The 17,374-nt window shown below is 71.5% G+C and carries 13 protein-coding genes and 1 pseudogene; 7 read left to right on the top strand and 7 right to left on the bottom strand.

Annotated elements, in window-relative coordinates; genetic code table 11:
• Nucleotides 1-75: 75 nt before the first annotated feature.
• The 6 genes from CCN44_RS03350 (at nucleotide 76) to CCN44_RS03325 (ending at nucleotide 4,517) form a co-directional block, all read left to right on the top strand.
• On the top strand, nucleotides 76-345 hold the full coding sequence (locus CCN44_RS03350) for a hypothetical protein (RefSeq protein WP_223283754.1): 270 nt from the start codon (nucleotides 76-78) through the stop codon (nucleotides 343-345).
• Nucleotides 346-629: 284 nt separating this feature from the next.
• Nucleotides 630-1,103 carry a hypothetical protein gene (locus CCN44_RS03345; RefSeq protein WP_059253416.1) on the top strand — a complete coding sequence of 158 codons (474 nt, stop codon included), beginning with the start codon at nucleotides 630-632 and terminating at the stop codon, nucleotides 1,101-1,103.
• Nucleotides 1,100-2,275 (top strand): zinc-dependent alcohol dehydrogenase, encoded by a 1,176-nt coding sequence (locus CCN44_RS03340; protein ID WP_086696794.1) that lies wholly within the window; start codon nucleotides 1,100-1,102, stop codon nucleotides 2,273-2,275. Before CCN44_RS03345 ends, CCN44_RS03340 begins: the two co-directional genes overlap by 4 nt.
• 65 nt (nucleotides 2,276-2,340) lie before the next feature.
• On the top strand, nucleotides 2,341-3,309 hold the full coding sequence (locus CCN44_RS03335) for a Rieske (2Fe-2S) protein (protein ID WP_086696793.1): 969 nt from the start codon (nucleotides 2,341-2,343) through the stop codon (nucleotides 3,307-3,309).
• Entirely contained in the window at nucleotides 3,293-3,835 is a 543-nt protein-coding gene (locus CCN44_RS03330) for a DUF1360 domain-containing protein (RefSeq protein WP_059253421.1), read from the top strand. The genes CCN44_RS03335 and CCN44_RS03330 overlap by 17 nt, the downstream gene beginning before the upstream one ends.
• A 136-nt stretch (nucleotides 3,836-3,971) precedes the next feature.
• Entirely contained in the window at nucleotides 3,972-4,517 is a 546-nt protein-coding gene (locus CCN44_RS03325) for a hypothetical protein (protein ID WP_086696792.1), read from the top strand.
• Between the two features lie 419 nt (nucleotides 4,518-4,936).
• On the opposite strand, the gene CCN44_RS03320 is transcribed toward CCN44_RS03325, so the two are convergent.
• The 3 genes from CCN44_RS03320 to CCN44_RS03310 form a co-directional block, all read right to left on the bottom strand.
• Nucleotides 4,937-5,527: a hemerythrin domain-containing protein gene (locus tag CCN44_RS03320; RefSeq protein ID WP_059253426.1), complete on the bottom strand. Its 591-nt coding sequence runs from the start codon at nucleotides 5,525-5,527 to the stop codon at nucleotides 4,937-4,939.
• A gap of 11 nt (nucleotides 5,528-5,538) precedes the next feature.
• A complete protein-coding gene (locus tag CCN44_RS03315; protein WP_059253428.1) occupies nucleotides 5,539-6,738 on the bottom strand; it encodes a hypothetical protein in 1,200 nt (399 codons plus the stop codon).
• Nucleotides 6,739-7,110: 372 nt separating this feature from the next.
• Entirely contained in the window at nucleotides 7,111-8,640 is a 1,530-nt protein-coding gene (locus CCN44_RS03310) for a helix-turn-helix domain-containing protein (protein ID WP_059253430.1), read from the bottom strand.
• 368 nt (nucleotides 8,641-9,008) lie between these two features.
• Here CCN44_RS03310 and acnA point away from each other — a divergent pair, with 368 nt between their 5' ends.
• Nucleotides 9,009-11,726 (top strand): aconitate hydratase AcnA, encoded by a 2,718-nt coding sequence (gene acnA, locus CCN44_RS03305; protein WP_059253432.1) that lies wholly within the window; start codon nucleotides 9,009-9,011, stop codon nucleotides 11,724-11,726.
• Between the two features lie 201 nt (nucleotides 11,727-11,927).
• Here acnA and CCN44_RS03300 read toward each other — a convergent pair whose 3' ends face one another.
• From CCN44_RS03300 to CCN44_RS45425, 4 genes and pseudogenes are all read right to left on the bottom strand, one after another.
• On the bottom strand, nucleotides 11,928-14,621 hold the full coding sequence (locus tag CCN44_RS03300; RefSeq protein WP_167403933.1) for a SpoIIE family protein phosphatase: 2,694 nt from the start codon (nucleotides 14,619-14,621) through the stop codon (nucleotides 11,928-11,930).
• A gap of 151 nt (nucleotides 14,622-14,772) precedes the next feature.
• Nucleotides 14,773-15,222 (bottom strand): nucleotide exchange factor GrpE, encoded by a 450-nt coding sequence (grpE, locus tag CCN44_RS03295; protein ID WP_059253435.1) that lies wholly within the window; start codon nucleotides 15,220-15,222, stop codon nucleotides 14,773-14,775.
• A gap of 2 nt (nucleotides 15,223-15,224) precedes the next feature.
• On the bottom strand, nucleotides 15,225-17,117 hold the full coding sequence (gene dnaK / locus CCN44_RS03290; RefSeq protein ID WP_086696790.1) for a molecular chaperone DnaK: 1,893 nt from the start codon (nucleotides 17,115-17,117) through the stop codon (nucleotides 15,225-15,227).
• Between the two features lie 21 nt (nucleotides 17,118-17,138).
• Nucleotides 17,139-17,374, bottom strand: a pseudogene (locus CCN44_RS45425) (hypothetical protein); the annotation flags it as partial.

Raw genomic sequence — 17,374 nt, 5'->3', positions numbered from 1 at the left:
GCTCGGCCGGCGCGCACATTGCGCGAAACCACCGCGGTACCCGTGACGGCGCAGACCGACCCGAGGAGGGAAACGGTGCCGCAGACCGACGATGAACTGCTCGCCTTCGACGTCAGCGACCTGGAGGACTGGGACGAGCATCGTGCGCGAGCCGCCCTCGGCGGACGGCACGGCGCCCTGTACCGCAACCACCTGCGCATCGCCCTGCATCTCGACTCCTGGGCGGAGGCCGAGGGCCGCCGGACCGATGTCGACGCACACTACAAAGCCGGATACAGGCAGGCCCTGCACGACATGGCCGCCTTCCTGAGACAGACCTACTACCTCCCCCACGGCCCGGACTGAAGCCCGCCCACGCCGGCCCCGCGCTGCCCGCCGCCCGCATGCGGGGAACCCCAGCGCCCGTGAGGGCGGGAATGCCCCCGGCGTCCGTTCCCGGACCGCCCACCGCGGCGACCACGCGGGCCGCCGGCACGTCCGCGCGGGGGCTCCGCGTCGAGCCGCCTGCCGCCGGCGGACAGATTGCGGAACGGAGTCGGGGTACTCGCCGCGCAGCGTACAGGCGCTCACCGCCTTCCGCGGTAGGCGCCCGCCCGTACGACTCCCGCTTCCCGAGGATGTGACCGCACATGAGTCCCGCTGGGAAATCGCTGACGGTGGCCGCCGCGGGGCTGGCCGCCGGGGCCTTCGCCGTCATGCGGCGAGCGAAGGCACACCCGTCCGGCACCGCCGCCGGCGACCGCTGGCTGACCGTGACGGTCAACCGCGCGCCGCACGACGTGCCGGCCGACAAGCTGCCGGCGCCGCTTCAGGCGTACGGCGACCGCATCGAGACACGCATCCGTCCGGCCCCCGGCGACCGGGGCACGGAGCTGGCGGTACGCCTGAAGGAGACCGGGCCGGACACCGCGCACTCACTGCCCGCGCGGCTCGCCGGCACCGACCCGCGTCAGGATCTGCGCCGTGCCCTGCGCGAGGCCAAGGCGCTGCTGGAGGCGGGAGAAGTACTGCGGCCCGACACCCCGCCCACCACGCACGACACACCGGGCGGCAAGCTCGTGGGTCTGCTCAGCCGCCGCGCCGGCGGGGAGGGAGTGCTGTGAAGGCCCTGTGCTGGGAAGGCGTCAACAAGCTGGCCGTCGAGCAGGTGCCCGACCCTGTCCTGCGCAACGACCAGGACGTGATCGTACGGCTGATCGCGGGCACCACCTGCGGCTCCGACCTCCATCTCATCGGCGGCTACATCCCCTTCATGCGCTCCGGGGATGTCATCGGTCACGAGTTCCTCGGCGAGGTCGTCGAGGTCGGCTCGGCGGTACGCCGGCACAAGGCGGGCGACCGGGTGGTGGTCTGCTCGTTCGTCGGGTGCGGCCGCTGCTGGTACTGCGCCCACGACCTGTGGTCCCTGTGCGACAACACGAACACCAACCCCGGCATCGGCCAGGCCCTGTTCGGCGCCGACACCGGCGGCATCTTCGGCTACTCGCACGCCATGGGCGGGCTGCGCGGCAGTCACGCCGAATACGTGCGCGTCCCCTTCGCCGACTACGGCGCCTTCCCCGTCCCGGAAGGCGTCGACGACACCAGCGCCCTGTTCGTGTCCGACTCGGTGCCCACCGGATGGATGGGCGCCGACCTGGCCGGGGTGAAGCCCGGCGACGTCGTCGCCGTATGGGGCTGCGGAGCCGTCGGCCAGATGGCGGCCCGCGCCGCGATCCTGCTGGGCGCGGAACGCGTGATCTCCATCGACCGGATCCCCGAACGTCTGGAGATGACCGAGCGGCACATCGGCAGCGAGGTCATGGACTACACGAGCACCGACATCGGCGCCGAACTGCGCGAGCGCACCGGCGGCCGCGGCCCCGACGTGTGCATCGAGGCCGTCGGCATGGAAGCCCACAGCGACAGCCCCGTCCACCTCTACGACCAGGTCAAGCAGCAGCTCCGGCTCCAGACCGACCGTCCCACCGCCGTACGGCAGGCCATTCACGCCTGCCGCAAGGGCGGCACGGTCTTCGTCCTCGGTGTCTTCGCCGGCGCCGTCGACAAGTTCCCCCTCGGCGCGGTGATCAACAAGGGCCTGACCGTGCGGGGGGCCCAGCAGCACGGTCAGCGCTACATCCCGATGCTGCTGGACCGGCTGGCGGCCGGCGAGCTGAGCACGGCCCACCTGGCGACCCACACCGTGCCGCTAGACCAGGCACCGCGGGCGTACGAGATGTTCAAGGAGAAGACGGACGGCTGCGTCCGCGCGGTGATCCGGCCGGGCGGCTGACCCGGGTTCCACCGCGGCGGCCCTCGCTCCGTTTGCCCTCGGCGCAGGCGGGGACCCGGCCGACCATGAGTACTACGCCACACCGCCGTCCCCGGACGCGGCAGAGCCGCCTCCTGTGGCTGCTGGACCGCCTGGAGCGGGAACCCAGGGCCGACGCGGTGATCGGCGCCCTCCGCAAGGGGGTGCGGGCCTTGCCGCTCGGCGACGGGCGGGACCTCCTGCACGGCAGGTGGCTGGGGCATCCCGTGCATCCGCTGCTGGTCCAGGTACCGATCGGCAGCTGGCTGTCGGCCGCGGTACTGGACCTGCGCCCCGGCCGCTCCCGCGAGTCGGGTCTGCTGGTCGGCGTCGGCCTGGCCGCCGCCGCGCCCGCGGCCCTGGCGGGCTGGGTCGACTGGGCCGAGCTGCACCGCCAGCAGCAGCGTGTCGGACTGGTGCACGCCCTCACGAACTCGGTGGCTGTCGGTCTGTACGCCGCCTCGCTCACCTGCCGCGTCAAGGGACGCGGCGCGGCGGGCCGGGCCTACGGCTTCCTGGGGCTGACGGCGGTCGCCGTCGGCGGCACGCTCGGCGGCCACCTGGCCTACCGCCAGGCATCCGGCGCCAACCACGCCGAAGAGGTCCCGCACGTCGTCACCGAGGGCTGGCACCGGATCGGAGCCGTGGCGGAGTTCCCGGCCGGCCGGCCGGTGCGGCGCAGCGTGGACGACGTCCCCGTCCTGGTCGTCCGGGAGTCCGGAGGAACCATCCATGCCCTGGCCGAGCGGTGCAGCCACCTCGCCGGACCCCTCTCCGAGGGCACGGTCAGGGACGGATGTGTCCAGTGCCCGTGGCACGGCAGTGTCTTCCGGCTCTCGGACGGCTGGAACGTCCGCGGCCCGGCCACCGCGCCCCAGCCGTCCTTCGACACCCGGATCACCGACGGCCACGTCGAGATACGCCTGCGCCGACAGGACCGGGACGGACAGGCGCCGGACGACGCCGAGGCGGGACAGCGACGCACGGAAGCGGGAGCCCATGGACACGGCAGCTGACGGCGGCCTCGCAGGACGGCTGCACGGGTTGCTGCAGCGGACCGGAAGGCGGTACTCGGCAGGGCACGACCGGCCGCTGGGCGGCTACCTCGCGGCCATGGCGGGCTTCGCCGCGTACACCACGGCCTGGGCCACCGCCGTACGGCTGCGCGGCCGGCCGCTGCCCGACCGGCCCGAACCGTGGGACGTGGTCCTGACCTCGGTCACCACGTTCCGGCTCAGCCGACTGCTGACCAAGGCATCGGTCACCAGCCCGCTGCGCGCCCCGTTCACCAGGTACGTCGCCCCGCAGGGCCCGGCCGAACTGCACGAGGAGGCGCAGCCCGAGAACGTCAAGCACACCGTCGGAGAGCTGGCCACCTGCCCCTTCTGCATGAGCGTATGGGTGGTCTCCACCCTGACCGCCGGGCAGCTTCTCTGGCCGCGTGCGACGCGCACCGCCATGGGCGCACTGACCGCCCTGGCCGGGGCCGACGCGCTGCAACTGGCCTACAGCGCGCTCGTCGAGAAGACGACCGGCGAGTGACCCGCCGCGGAACGACGGTGATCCCGAGTCCTGGGGGCGGGCCGGAGCGTGGTCGGGTTCTCTCCGCCCCGATCAGCCGCACACACGGTTGCCGACCGTGCGCGTGAGGGCGGTGGCAGGGGGTACCCGGCGGGGCATGCTCAAGCGCGCACTGTGGCAGGGACTGCTCGCCGGCACCGCCGGAGGAGCCGTGATGACCCTCGGTGAGAAGATCGAGCAGGCCGTCACCGGCCGGTCCGACTCCCATGTGCCCGCGCGGGTGCTCCAGCGGCTGACCGGTCTGCCCGAACGTCCCGGCAGACAGCCGCTGCCGGTCAACTGGGCCATGCACTTCGGCCAGGCCGCCCTCCTCGGCGTGCTGCGGTCGATCATGGCCCAGGCCGGACTGCGCGGCCCGGTCGCCTCCGCCAAGTTCGCCGTCGTCCGCCTCACCAACGACCAGATCCTCGAGAACGCGACCGGCGTCGGCGCCCCGCCCACCACCTGGCCCCGCCAGGAACTCGCCGTGGACCTGCTCCACAAGGCCGTCTACGCCTTCGCCACCGGCGCCGTCGCCGACGCCCTCGCCGCCCGCAGCGGGCCCGGCCCCGGACAGCGCCACGCCACCGTCCGCCCGGGTCGCCGCGCCGGCTACGGCCCCCTGCCCCGCGGGCACGCCTACGGCGCAGGGGACGGAAGGTGAGCGGGCCGGGCCCGCGGGCTGCCCGTCTGGTGGGATACCGGGCCGGCCGGCGATGCCGGGGTTGCCGACGAAGCGCGGGGGCATGCCGCTGACCGGCCGGCGACCGAAGAACGGCGACTGAAGAACACGGTGTGCGCCGGCCGACGACCCCGCTGCCGTGGCCCCCCCCGCAGCGGAGAGTCGCGGACAGGCGGCGAGGGGCGGCCGGACCCGTTCCTGGGGCTGCACCCCGGTGTCCCGGCCAGCCGGGCGCCTGGCCGAGCGGGGCCGGCTCGGTGGCGGCCACGGGCCGCCCGTGGCGCGGTGGGGGCGTGGCGCGGGCCTGATCCGGTAGCCGTACGCCTCGGCGGGCGTCCGCTCCGGCGGCGCGCCGCAGCCGGAGCAGACACCCACCGGCCTTCCGGCGCCGGTCTGCTGTGTCAGCTCTTTCCCATGGCCTTGCGGACGGCGTCCTTCGTGCGGTCCATGAGTGCCGCCACCGGACCGAGGGCCACGTTGGCGGTGGCCGACTCGACACCGGGGTGCGGCCGGGTGGGAGCCATCGCCTCGGCGGCCTTGACGGCCTTGGCCATGGCGGCCAGGTTGGTGACATCGGTGCTGCGGCGGATGTGCGAGAACTCGTAGCGTTCCTCCGCCCTGGCGTGCTCCTGCACCTCGGTGCGCAGGCGCATGAGCCGGGGCATGAACTCGGGGTCGTCGGTGTCCATGTCGTCCAGGGCCGCGAGGGTCTCCTTCGCCGACTTCTCCTCCGCCAGGCGATCCCTGACGACCTGCTCGCCGCCCTCGACCGCCCTGCGGACGAAGGGGTGGACGACCTCTTCCTCAGCGGTCTCGTGCACGGCCAGGAGCCGTACGAGGCGACGGAAGGCGTCCCGGCGTTCCTCACCCCGGCTCTGCTCGACCTCGTCGAAGAGGTTGCGGATGTCTCCGTGCTGACGCATCAGCAGTGCCACCACGTCGATGTCGGATGCGTGGTCGTCACCGGCCTGGGGGGTCTCCAGCTCGGACATGTGCGGCGGCCTCACTTCTCGCGCTGGGCGGGGTCGGGGTGCTCGCCCTCGGTCTGGACGCGGTACTCGCGGCCGAACATCTCGTCGTGCTCGGCGATGACCCGGTCGCTCGGCGGGGCCTCGCCGCCGTGAATCTGCTCCTGCATCTTCTCGAACCGCTCGTGCGCCTCGCGCACATAGCCGGCGCCGAGGGTCGTCAGGTCCATCTGGGTGTCCAGCAGCTCGCGCAGGTACTGCTTGTTCGGCTCGAAGGTGAGCACGTTCGGCAGCTCGGGAGCCAGGACCTCCTGCGGTTCGCGGCCGTCGTGGCGGCGCATCAGCTCACAGGCCGTGTGCAGGTGCTCCAGCTCCATGTTCAGGTGCAGCTCCCAGATCGCCTTGACCTTGGGGTCGGTCTCCTGCTCCATGAAGGAGTAGTACAGGTAGCACTCGTTGTACTCGTGGTTGACCAGCTGCTCCCACCAGGTCTCGCCCGGGTCCACGAGGGACTCGTAGTGGGTGACGTGCTCCTCCTCGATGAGCCCGATCTCCTGGTAGAGCTGGCGGGCGATCGGCTCCATGTAGGTGGGGCCGGTGTTCATGTAGAAGTTCATCGTCTGCTGTTCCGCCGACATGATCGTCAGCGCGTGCAGCTTGGACAGCGGGTTCGTCGCGTCCTTGTCGTACGGGTCGCGGACGTTGTCGACCGGATCGCGGTGGTGGAAGCGCGTGGGCCGGCCCGGCATGACCTCGGTGAGGTTGTCGACGATCGACTCCGCCTTGCGGTGCTCGATCATCTCGTACAGGTTGGCGTACCGGTACAGGTGGTCGAAGTCCTCCAGGACACCGAACTCGTACGCCTGCTTCAGATAGGGGTCCGGCTCCATGCGCGCGACCCACGCCGTGAGGTCCACGGCGACCTGCTCGTAGGCGATCGTCGTCTCCAGGACCGAGGAGACGCCCGGCAGCAGCCAGTTCACGACCTTCTGCTGCTGCGCCTCGATGTAGCGGGTCCGTGCCAGCTGCCGCTTGACCTCCGGGTCGGCCGTGTTGCGGGCGAGCTGATGGCTGAAGAGGATCGCCTCCACCTCGATGCCGTTCATCGTGATGATCCGGCACCGCGTGTAGGGGTCGCAGCGGTCGGGGTCGATCGGCTGCACGTTCAGCTCCCGCCAGCTGCGCAGTTGCCGATCCAGCGGGATGCCCCGTTGCTCGAGCGGATTGAAGGTCATGGGGGGGCCTCCTGGGACAGGGGACCTGTGCGCCCGCTGGGTACCCCGCCGCGGACGACGAGCACAGGTCCACTTGCGAGTCTCGCCGTCATCGTCGGCTTTCAGCCACCGCTCGCACCCAGGGGGCGTGCGAATCCCCCTACCGGATCAGCCGACGTGACAGCGCCGGCGCACTATGGCATGACCGGATGGGGCATGACCGGATCGTGCGCAGCGGGGCGACCGTCCGCGCCGGGCGACTGCCGGACGGCGCGACACCGCATCACCGCCCGACCGGAAGCCCCGGACACCTCCCCGAGGCGCCTACGCGTTCCCTCCTGCCCCGCGTGTGGACAGACCAGGAGGGATTCGCGAGGTCTTGGCCCAGGACGTTCAGATGTCCCGGAAGATCTCGATCTGCGCCCCGATCGAGTTGAGGCGCTCGGCGAGGTCCTCGTAACCGCGGTTGATGACGTACACGTTGCGCAGCACCGACGTCCCCTCGGCCGCCATCATCGCCAGCAGGACGACCACCGCGGGGCGCAGGGCCGGCGGGCACATCATCTCGGCGGCGCGCCAGCGGGTCGGGCCCTCGACCAGCACCCGGTGCGGGTCCAGCAACTGGAGCCGGCCGCCGAGGCGGTTGAGGTCGGTCAGGTAGATGGCCCGGTTGTCGTACACCCAGTCGTGGATGAGCGTCTTGCCCTGCGCGGTGGCCGCGATGGCCGCGAAGAACGGGACGTTGTCGATGTTCAGACCCGGGAAGGGCATCGGGTGGATCTTGTCGATCGGCGCTTCGAGCTTGGAGGGGCGGACCGTGAGGTCGACCAGGCGGGTACGGCCGTTGTCGGCGAAGTACTCGGGCGACCGGTCGTGGTCGAGGCCCATCTCCTCCAGGACCGCCAGCTCGATCTCCAGGAACTCGATGGGCACCCGGCGGACCGTCAGCTCCGACTCGGTGACCACGGCGGCGGCCAGCAGGCTCATCGCCTCGACCGGGTCCTCGGAGGGGGAGTAGTCGACGTCGACGTCGATGTTCGGCACGCCGTGCACGGTGAGCGTGGTGGTGCCGATGCCCTCCACCTTGACGCCCAGCGCCTCCAGGAAGAAGCACAGGTCCTGCACCATGTAGTTGGAGGAGGCGTTGCGGATGACCGTGACGCCGTCGTGCCGGGCGGCGGCGAGGAGCGCGTTCTCGGTCACGGTGTCGCCGCGCTCGGTCAGCACGATCGGGCGGTCGGGGCGGACCGAGCGGTCCACCCGGGCGTGGTACTGGCCCTCGGTGGCGGCGATGTCCAGACCGAACCGGCGCAGCGCGATCATGTGCGGCTCGATGGTCCGCGTGCCCAGGTCGCAGCCGCCGGCGTACGGCAGCTTGAAGTGGTCCATGCGGTGCAGCAGCGGGCCGAGGAACATGATGATGGAGCGGGTGCGGACGGCCGCCTCCGCGTCGATCGCGGCCATCTCCAGCTCGGCCGGCGGGACGAGTTCCAGGTCGACGCCGTCGTTGATCCAGCGGGTGCGCACGCCGATGGAGTTGAGCACCTCCAGCAGGCGGTACACCTCCTCGATCCGCGCCACCCGGCGCAGTACCGTGCGCCCCTTGTTCAGCAGTGAGGCGCACAGCAGGGCCACGCACGCGTTCTTGCTGGTCTTGACGTCGATGGCGCCGGACAGACGGCGACCGCCGACCACGCGCAGATGCATCGGACCCGCGTAGCCCAGCGACACGATCTCGCTGTCCAGGGCTTCACCGATTCGGGCGATCATCTCAAGGCTGATGTTCTGGTTGCCGCGCTCGATGCGGTTGACGGCACTCTGGCTGGTTCCGAGCGCCTCCGCGAGCTGCGTCTGAGTCCAGCCCCGGTGCTGCCGGGCGTCACGGATGAGCTTGCCGATGCGTACGAGGTAGTCGTCTGACATGAGGTTGAGGCTATCTCAGATATGAGATGCAGCCCGCCATGGGGGTCCGTTCAGGTGATGTCGGTGACGGTCCGTCAGGGCCGGTTGGGTCAATGGCTTCCGGGTGGTCGGAAAGGTCGGGCAAATCCGACGATGTCCGACGCTGTGCGGCGTCCGGGCGTGCGGGCAGGCATGCCGGGGCCGGGTTGGGCATGACCGGGCCGCGCCCATGTACTAGAGTTATCTCGACATCGAGATATCTGCCGAGGCGCACCGTAACCGCCACTCCAGTAAGGCATGCCTAACTTAGCCTGACCTCACTGGTTCGGCCAAGCCGGCGTGGCGGCACGATTGACGGTGGTACGCGCACATCAATGAAGGAGACTGTCGTGTCGGCGAACAGCTTCGACGCCCGCAGCACGCTGCAGGTGGGCGACGAGTCGTACGAGATCTTCCGGCTGGACAAGGTGGAGGGCTCGGCCCGGCTGCCGTACAGCCTCAAGGTCCTGCTGGAGAACCTGCTCCGCACGGAGGACGGCGCGAACATCACCGCCGACCACATCCGCGCCCTCGGCGGCTGGGACTCCCAGGCCCAGCCCTCCCAGGAGATCCAGTTCACGCCGGCCCGCGTGATCATGCAGGACTTCACCGGCGTGCCCTGTGTCGTGGACCTCGCCACGATGCGTGAGGCCGTGAAGGAGCTGGGCGGCGACCCGGCCAAGATCAACCCGCTGGCGCCGGCCGAGCTGGTCATCGACCACTCCGTCATCGCCGACAAGTTCGGCACGAACGACGCCTTCAAGCAGAACGTCGAGCTGGAGTACGGCCGCAACAAGGAGCGCTACCAGTTCCTGCGCTGGGGCCAGACCGCGTTCGACGAGTTCAAGGTCGTCCCGCCCGGCACCGGCATCGTCCACCAGGTGAACATCGAGCACCTGGCCCGTGTCGTGATGGTCCGCGACGGCAAGGCCTACCCGGACACCCTGGTCGGCACCGACTCGCACACCACCATGGTCAACGGCCTCGGTGTCCTCGGCTGGGGCGTCGGCGGCATCGAGGCCGAGGCCGCCATGCTCGGCCAGCCGGTCTCCATGCTCATCCCGCGCGTCGTCGGCTTCAAGCTCACCGGTGAGCTGCGGCCCGGCACCACCGCCACCGACCTCGTGCTCACCATCACCGAGATGCTGCGCAAGCACGGCGTCGTCGGCAAGTTCGTGGAGTTCTACGGCGAGGGTGTGGCCGCCACCTCCCTGGCCAACCGCGCCACCATCGGCAACATGTCCCCGGAGTTCGGCTCCACCGCCGCGATCTTCCCGATCGACGACGAGACGCTGAACTACCTCCGCCTGACCGGCCGCTCCGCGCAGCAGGTCGCGCTCGTCGAGGCGTACGCCAAGGAGCAGGGCCTCTGGCTGGACCCGGCCGCCGAGCCCGACTTCTCCGAGAAGCTGGAGCTGGACCTCTCCACGGTCGTCCCCTCCATCGCCGGCCCGAAGCGCCCGCAGGACCGCATCGTCCTCGCCAACGCCGCCGAGCAGTTCAAGCAGGACGTCCGCAACTACGTGGACAGCGTGGACGAGGCGGGCCAGGAGTCCTTCCCGGCCTCCGACGCCCCGGCCGTCGCCCCGAACGGCGCGCCGAGCAACCCCGTCCAGGTGACCGCCCCCGACGGCACCACCTACGAGCTGGACCACGGTGCGGTGACGGTCGCGGCCATCACCTCCTGCACCAACACCTCCAACCCGTACGTCATGATCGGCGCCGCCCTGGTCGCCAAGAAGGCGGTCGAGAAGGGCCTGACCCGCAAGCCGTGGGTCAAGTCCACCCTCGCCCCGGGTTCGAAGGTCGTCACCGACTACTTCGAGAAGGCCGGCCTCACCCCGTACCTGGACAAGCTGGGCTTCAACCTCGTCGGCTACGGCTGCACCACCTGCATCGGCAACTCCGGCCCGCTGCCGGAGGAGGTCTCCAAGGCCGTCAACGACCACGACCTCGCCGTGGTCTCGGTCCTCTCCGGCAACCGGAACTTCGAGGGCCGCATCAACCCCGACGTCAAGATGAACTACCTGGCGTCCCCGCCGCTGGTCGTCGCGTACGCCATCGCGGGCTCCATGAAGGTGGACATCACCCGGGACGCCCTCGGCACCGACCAGGACGGCAACCCGGTCTACCTGAAGGACATCTGGCCGACCGAGGCCGAGGTCAACGACGTCGTCGCCAACGCCATCGGCGAGGACATGTTCGCCAAGTCCTACGAGGACGTCTTCGCCGGCGACGCCCAGTGGCAGTCCCTCCCGGTCCCCACCGGCAACACCTTCGAGTGGGACCCGCAGTCCACCTACGTCCGCAAGCCCCCGTACTTCGAGGGCATGGGCATGGAGCCGGCCCCGGTCGAGGACATCGCCGGCGCCCGCGTCCTGGCCAAGCTGGGCGACTCGGTCACCACCGACCACATCTCGCCGGCCGGTGCCATCAAGGCCGACACCCCGGCCGGCAAGTACCTCACCGAGCACGGTGTGGAGCGTCGTGACTTCAACTCCTACGGCTCCCGCCGTGGCAACCACGAGGTCATGATCCGCGGTACGTTCGCCAACATCCGCCTGCGCAACCAGATCGCGCCGGGCACCGAGGGCGGCTACACCCGCGACTTCACGCAGGAGGGCGGCCCGGTCTCCTTCATCTACGACGCCTCCCGCAACTACATCGAGCAGGGCATCCCGCTGGTCGTCCTGGCCGGCAAGGAGTACGGCTCCGGCTCGTCCCGCGACTGGGCGGCCAAGGGCACCGCGCTGCTCGGCGTGAAGGCCGTCATCGCCGAGTCGTACGAGCGCATCCACCGCTCGAACCTCATCGGCATGGGCGTGCTGCCGCTCCAGTTCCCGGAGGGCGCCTCCGCCGAGTCCCTCGGCCTGACCGGTGAGGAGACCTTCTCCATCTCCGGCGTCACCGAGCTGAACGAGGGCCGCACGCCGCGCACGGTCAAGGTCACCACCGACACCGGTGTCGAGTTCGACGCGGTCGTCCGCATCGACACCCCCGGTGAGGCCGACTACTACCGCAACGGCGGCATCATGCAGTACGTGCTGCGCAGCCTGATCCGCAAGTAAGGGCCGGCGCGCCGGACGGACGAGGGCCGCATCCCCGGGACGGGGGATGCGGCCCTTCGCCGTACCGGGGGTGCGGCGCTCAGCCGTCGCCGTCCCGGGGCCTCACCGGCCGTCGGGCGGAACGCCGGGTGCTCCCCGCGGCCGGACCGGACAGCGCCCGCCGGCCCGCGCCCGGGCCCCGGGCCGCCCGGCCCGGCTCCCTCACTCGGACAGCAGCGCCGTGAGGTCCGGCAGGGCCAGCTCCGCCCAGATCACCTTGCCGTGCGGGGTGTACCGGGTGCCCCAGCGCTCGGCCAGCTGCGAGACCAGGAACAGACCCCGGCCGCCCTCGTCGGTCGTCGCGGCGTACCGCAGGTGCGGCGAGGTGCTGCTGCCGTCGGCGACCTCGCAGATCAGCGTCCGGTCATGGATCAGCCGCACATGGATCGGGTCCGATCCGTAACGGATCGCGTTGGTGATCAGCTCGCTCAGCACGAGTTCCATGCCGAAGCCCAGCTCCGCCAGGCCCCACTCCGCCAGCTTGGCGGAGACGGCGCCGCGCATCCCCGACACGGCGGCCGGGTCGCGCGGTACGTCCCAGTCGGCGACCCGGTCGGCCGGCAGCGCCCGGGTGCGCGCGACGAGCAGCGCGACATCGTCCCCGGGACGCTCGGGCAGCAGCTGCTCCAGCACCGCCCGGCAGCTCTCCTCCGGCGACCGGCCGGGATGGCCGGCCAGGGCCCGGCGCAGCAGCTCCATGCCCTCGTCCAGGTCCCGCCTGCGGTCCTCGATCAGACCGTCGGTGTACAGGACGAGCTGGCTGCCCTCGGCCAGCTCCAGCTCGGCCGTCCGGAACGGCAGGCCGCCCAGGCCCAGCGGAGGTCCGGCCGGCACGTCGGGGAAGGTGACGCTGCCGTCGGGGTGGACCAGCGCGGGCGCGAGGTGCCCGGCCCGGGCCATGACACAGCGGCGCGTCACCGGGTCGTAGATCGCGTACAGACAGGTGGCGCCCACCAGCTCCCCGGCCGTCTCCGCGCAGGCCTCGTCCTGGTCGAGGCGGCCGACCAGGTCGTCCAGATGCTGGAGCAGTTCGTCGGGCGGCAGGTCGAGCGTGGAGAAGTTGTGCACCGCGGTCCGCAGCCGGCCCATCGTCGCGGCGGCGTGCAGACCGTGCCCCACCACGTCACCGACGGCCAGTGCCACCCGGCCGCCCGGCAGCGGGATCACGTCGAACCAGTCCCCGCTCACCCCCGACTGCGCCGGCAGATAGCGGTAGCCGACCTCCAGGGCGCTCTGCTCGGGCAGCGCCCGCGGCAGCAGACTGCGCTGGAGGGTGACCGCGAGGGCGTGCTCGCGGGTGTAGCGGCGGGCGTTGTCGATGCTGACCGCGGCCCGGGCCACCAGCTCCTCCGCCAGGGACAGCTCCTCCGCGTCGAAGGGCTCCCGCTTGGCGCGCCAGAAGTTGGCCATGCCCAGGACGACGCCGCCGGCCCGGATGGGAGCGGCGATGAGCGAGTGGATGCCGTAGTCCAGGATCCGCGCGGCCCGCTCCGGGTCCTGGGCCCGCCAGCCCGCGGCGCCCGCCAGGTCGGTCACCAGCTCGGAGCGTCCGGCGCCGTAACCGCGGGCCTGCGGGGTGGACGGCAGGAAGTCGATCAGCCGGCCCCGCTCGTAGAGGGGGTGGTCGTCCCGGATGCCGCTCACGGCGACCCGCCGCAGGTCCGTCGCCGTGCGTTCCGGTTCCTCCCCGTGCAGCACGGCGTCGGCCAGGTCGACGGTGACGAAGTCGGCGAAGCGCGGGACGGCGACCCGGGCCAGTTCGTCGGCGGTGCGGACCACGTCCAGCGTGCTGCCGATGCACAGCCCCGCGTCGTACAGCAGCTCCAGCCGCTCCCGGGCGACCTCGGCCCGGCCGGACACCGCCTGCAGCTCGGTGGAGTCGCGGAGCGTCACGACGGTTCCGCCGGGGCAGCCGGCGCGGTCCGTGGGCCGCTGGTTGACCGCCAGCAGCCGTCCCTTGGCGTAGTGCACCTCGTCGTTGGCCGGGCGCCCGGAGAGGAGCAGCTCCGCCGTCGACGGGTCGAGATCCGGCAGCTCCCGCAGCGTGCGTCCCTCGGCGTCGGCGGGCAGCTCCAGCAGGCGCCGGGCCTCGTCGTTGACGAGCAGCAGCCGGCCGTCGGCCCCGATGATGAGCACGCCCTCGCGCACCGAGTGCAGGACCGTGTCGTGGTGCTCGTACATGCGGGTCATCTCGTCCGGGGCCAGGCTGTGGGTCTGCCGCCGCAGCCGGCGGCCCACCAGGGCCGTGCCGCCGGTCGACATGACGAGCGCGCCGCCCCCGGCGGCCAGGATGATCGGCAGCTGCCGGTCCAGCTCGCTGGTGACGTTCTTGACCTTCAGACCGGCGGAGACGAGCGCGATCACCTTGCCGCGGCCGTCGTCGACGGGCACGACGGCCTGGACCTCGTGGCCCAGCGGGCCGTGGACGCTCTCGGTGTGCACCTTCCCGGCCAGCGACGGCGCGATGGTGCCCACGAACCGCTGGCCTATCCGGCTGGGCATCGGATGCGTGTAGCGGATGCCGTCGGTGTCCATGACCACGATGAAGTCGACGCCCGCTGACCTGCGCCCCGCCTCGGTCATCGGCTGGAGGATCCGGGACGGCTCAGGGGTGCGCAGCGCCTCCACCAGGCCCGGAGCGTGGGCGAAGGTCTGCGCGACGGCTATGGACCGGCGCTTGGCCTCGGTGCTGGTGTCCCGCTTCGACTGCAGGACGAGAGCGAGGACGGCACAGAGCACGAGCAGCACCACCAGCGCCACCTGGAACAGGAAGACCTGGCCGGCGACGCTCCGGGGACTCTTTCCGATCACCGTGCGCCATGCGAGGCGCCGAAATCGGGCAGATGCGTCCGACATGGGGCATTTGTAGCATCGGTGTTTGACAGGTGGCTATGGTGCGTCCACGAGGTGGACACGGGGACGGTCGCCGGGCGGGCGGCTGACCGGCCGACCGGTCACCGGTGGCTGGCCGACCCGCCGCCCGGGTCCGCCGCCGCTCCGCGATCCGTCACGGCGGCCCGGTGACCGCCACGTACGCCGGCCGCAGCAGCCGGTCGCCGACCCGGTAGCCGGGGCGCAGGATCTCCGCGCAGACCAGCCGCTGCGCGCCCGGGACCGCACGGTGCACGACCGCCTCGTGACAGGCCGGGTCGAACGGCTCGCCCTCCTCCCCGAACCCCCGCAGCCCCAGCGACCCGAGCTGCGTCCACAGCGTGTCGCGGATGTCCTTCAGGCCGGGGGTCAGCGGCTCGTGGGCACACGTCCGGTCCACGGCGTCCACCACCGGCAGCAGGGCGGTCAGCACGTTGGCCACGGCGATCTCCCGCACGGCCATGCGGTCCCGCCGTACCCGCGTGCGGTAGTTGTCGTACTCCGCCTTCACCCGCTGCAGATCCGCGGTGCGCTCCTGGAGCAGGCGCTCCGCCTCACCCGCGCCGGGCGTCCGCGCCCCGTCCATCGTCAGCCCGCCTCCGGCTTGTCGTCGTCGACGATCTCGGCGTCCACCACCTCGTCGTCCGAGCCCGAGGCCGCCGTACCGCCGGCACCCGACCGACCGGGCTGTCCGGGCTGTCCGGCCTGACCGCCCTGCCCGGCCTGCTCGGCCCGCGACCGCTCGTACAGCGCCGTGCCGATCTTCTGCGCGGCCTGCGCGGCACGGTCCAGGGCCTGCCGGATCGCCGCCGTGTCCTCCGACTTCAGCTTCTCCTTCAGCTCCGTCAGCGCCGTCTCGGTCTCGGACCTCACGTCCGCCGGGATCTTGTCGCCGTTGTCCTTGAGCAGCTTCTCGGTGGAGTAGACGAGCTGCTCGGCCTGGTTCCGGGTCTCCGCGGCCTCCCGGCGATTGCGGTCCTCCTCCGCGTGCTGCTCCGCCTCCCGGACCATTCGGTCGATGTCGTCCCTGGGCAGCGCGGAGCCGCCGGTCACCGTCATCTTCTGCTCCTTGCCGGTGCCGAGGTCCTTCGCCGAGACGTGCATGATCCCGTTGGCGTCGATGTCGAAGGCCACCTCGATCTGCGGGACCCCGCGCGGGGCGGGCGCGATACCGGTCAGCTCGAACATGCCGAGCTTCTTGTTGTACGCCGCCATCTCCCGCTCGCCCTGGTAGACCTGCACGGTCACCGAGGGCTGGTTGTCCTCCGCCGTCGTGAAGATCTCCGAACGCCGGGTGGGGATCGTCGTGTTCCGCTCGATCAGCTTGGTCATGATGCCGCCCTTGGTCTCGATGCCCAGGGACAGCGGGGTGACGTCGAGCAGCAGGACGTCCTTGACCTCGCCCTTGAGCACACCGGCCTGCAGGCTGGCGCCGACGGCCACCACCTCGTCCGGGTTCACGCCCTTGTGCGGCTCCTTGCCCGTCAGCTCCTTGACCAGCTCCGTCACGGCCGGCATCCGCGTCGAACCGCCCACCAGCACCACGTGGTCGATGTCGGACACCTTGATCCCGGCGTCCCGGATCGCGTTGTGGAACGGCGCCTTGCAGCGCTCCAGCAGGTCGGCCGTGAGCTGCTGGAACTGGGCCCGGGTGAGCTTCTCGTCCAGGTGCAGCGGGCCCTCGGCGGACGCGGTGATGTACGGCAGGTTGATCGAGGTCTCGGTGGAGGACGACAGCTCGATCTTCGCCCGCTCCGCCGCCTCCCGCAGCCGCTGCACGGCCATCTTGTCCTTGGACAGGTCGACGCCGTAGCCGTTCTTGAACTGCTGGACCAGGTGGTCCACGACCCGCTGGTCCCAGTCGTCGCCGCCGAGCCGGGTGTCGCCGTTGGTGGCCTTCACCTCGATGACGCCCTCGCCCATCTCCAGCAGCGACACGTCGAAGGTGCCGCCGCCCAGGTCGAAGACGAGGACCGTCTGGTCGTTCTCCTTGTCCAGCCCGTACGCCAGCGCCGCGGCCGTCGGCTCGTTGATGATCCGCAGCACGTTCAGGCCCGCGATCTCACCGGCCTCCTTGGTGGCCTGCCGCTGGGCGTCGTCGAAGTAGGCGGGCACGGTGATCACGGCGTCGGTGACGTCCTCGCCGAGATACGCCTCCGCGTCCCGCTTCAGCTTCTGCAGCACGCGCGCGGAGATCTCCTGCGCCGTGTACCGCTTGCCGTCGATGTCCCCCTGGTCGGGGAAGCGCCAGGCGTGGTCCCCCATGTGCCGCTTGACCGAGCGCGCGGTGCGCTCGACGTTCGTCACGGCCTGCCGCTTGGCGACCTCGCCGACCAGCACCTCGCCGTTCTTGGCGAACGCCACCACCGACGGGGTGGTGCGTGCGCCCTCCGTGTTCGTGATGACGGTGGGCTCGCCGCCCTCCAGGACCGAGACCACCGAGTTCGTCGTACCGAGGTCGATACCGACCGGACGCGCCATCTGCGTTCTCCCTCCTCGTCTTCACCCCGTGTGCCGTACGGACGGCCCACCGGGTGGTTCCCAGCGCACCGGCCCCGCGCGCAGCGGCGGCTCGGCAGCCGTCACACCCGGCACGGCGAGAACCGGGCCGGGACACCGGCCGACGTACCAGCGGAGCGGCCGGCTCGCCCCGGCGGCGGGCGCCGCCCGCCGCGCCGGCCGGTACGCCTCCGCGTACGACGGCCCCTGCTCGCGGGACCGTCCGTGCGCCCGGTCGT

It is taken from the genome of Streptomyces tricolor (assembly GCF_002155905.1).
GTDB classification, from domain to species: Bacteria; Actinomycetota; Actinomycetes; order Streptomycetales; family Streptomycetaceae; genus Streptomyces; species Streptomyces tricolor.
Note: the sequence above shows the minus strand (reverse complement) of the source record. Positions and strands in the feature narration are given on the sequence as shown.

Excerpts from the sequence above, each read along its gene's own strand:
- CCN44_RS03325 (WP_086696792.1), top strand. The coding sequence starts at position 3,972 with ATGCTCAAGCGCGCACTGTGGCAGGGACTGCTCGCCGGCACCGCCGGA.
- CCN44_RS03320 (WP_059253426.1), bottom strand. The coding sequence starts at position 5,527 with ATGTCCGAGCTGGAGACCCCCCAGGCCGGTGACGACCACGCATCCGAC.
- CCN44_RS03300 (WP_167403933.1), bottom strand. The coding sequence starts at position 14,621 with ATGTCGGACGCATCTGCCCGATTTCGGCGCCTCGCATGGCGCACGGTG.
- dnaK (WP_086696790.1), bottom strand. The coding sequence starts at position 17,117 with ATGGCGCGTCCGGTCGGTATCGACCTCGGTACGACGAACTCGGTGGTC.
- CCN44_RS03345 (WP_059253416.1), top strand. The coding sequence starts at position 630 with ATGAGTCCCGCTGGGAAATCGCTGACGGTGGCCGCCGCGGGGCTGGCC.
- CCN44_RS03330 (WP_059253421.1), top strand. The coding sequence starts at position 3,293 with ATGGACACGGCAGCTGACGGCGGCCTCGCAGGACGGCTGCACGGGTTG.
- CCN44_RS03310 (WP_059253430.1), bottom strand. The coding sequence starts at position 8,640 with ATGTCAGACGACTACCTCGTACGCATCGGCAAGCTCATCCGTGACGCC.
- grpE (WP_059253435.1), bottom strand. The coding sequence starts at position 15,222 with ATGGACGGGGCGCGGACGCCCGGCGCGGGTGAGGCGGAGCGCCTGCTC.
- CCN44_RS03335 (WP_086696793.1), top strand. The coding sequence starts at position 2,341 with ATGAGTACTACGCCACACCGCCGTCCCCGGACGCGGCAGAGCCGCCTC.
- CCN44_RS03315 (WP_059253428.1), bottom strand. The coding sequence starts at position 6,738 with ATGACCTTCAATCCGCTCGAGCAACGGGGCATCCCGCTGGATCGGCAA.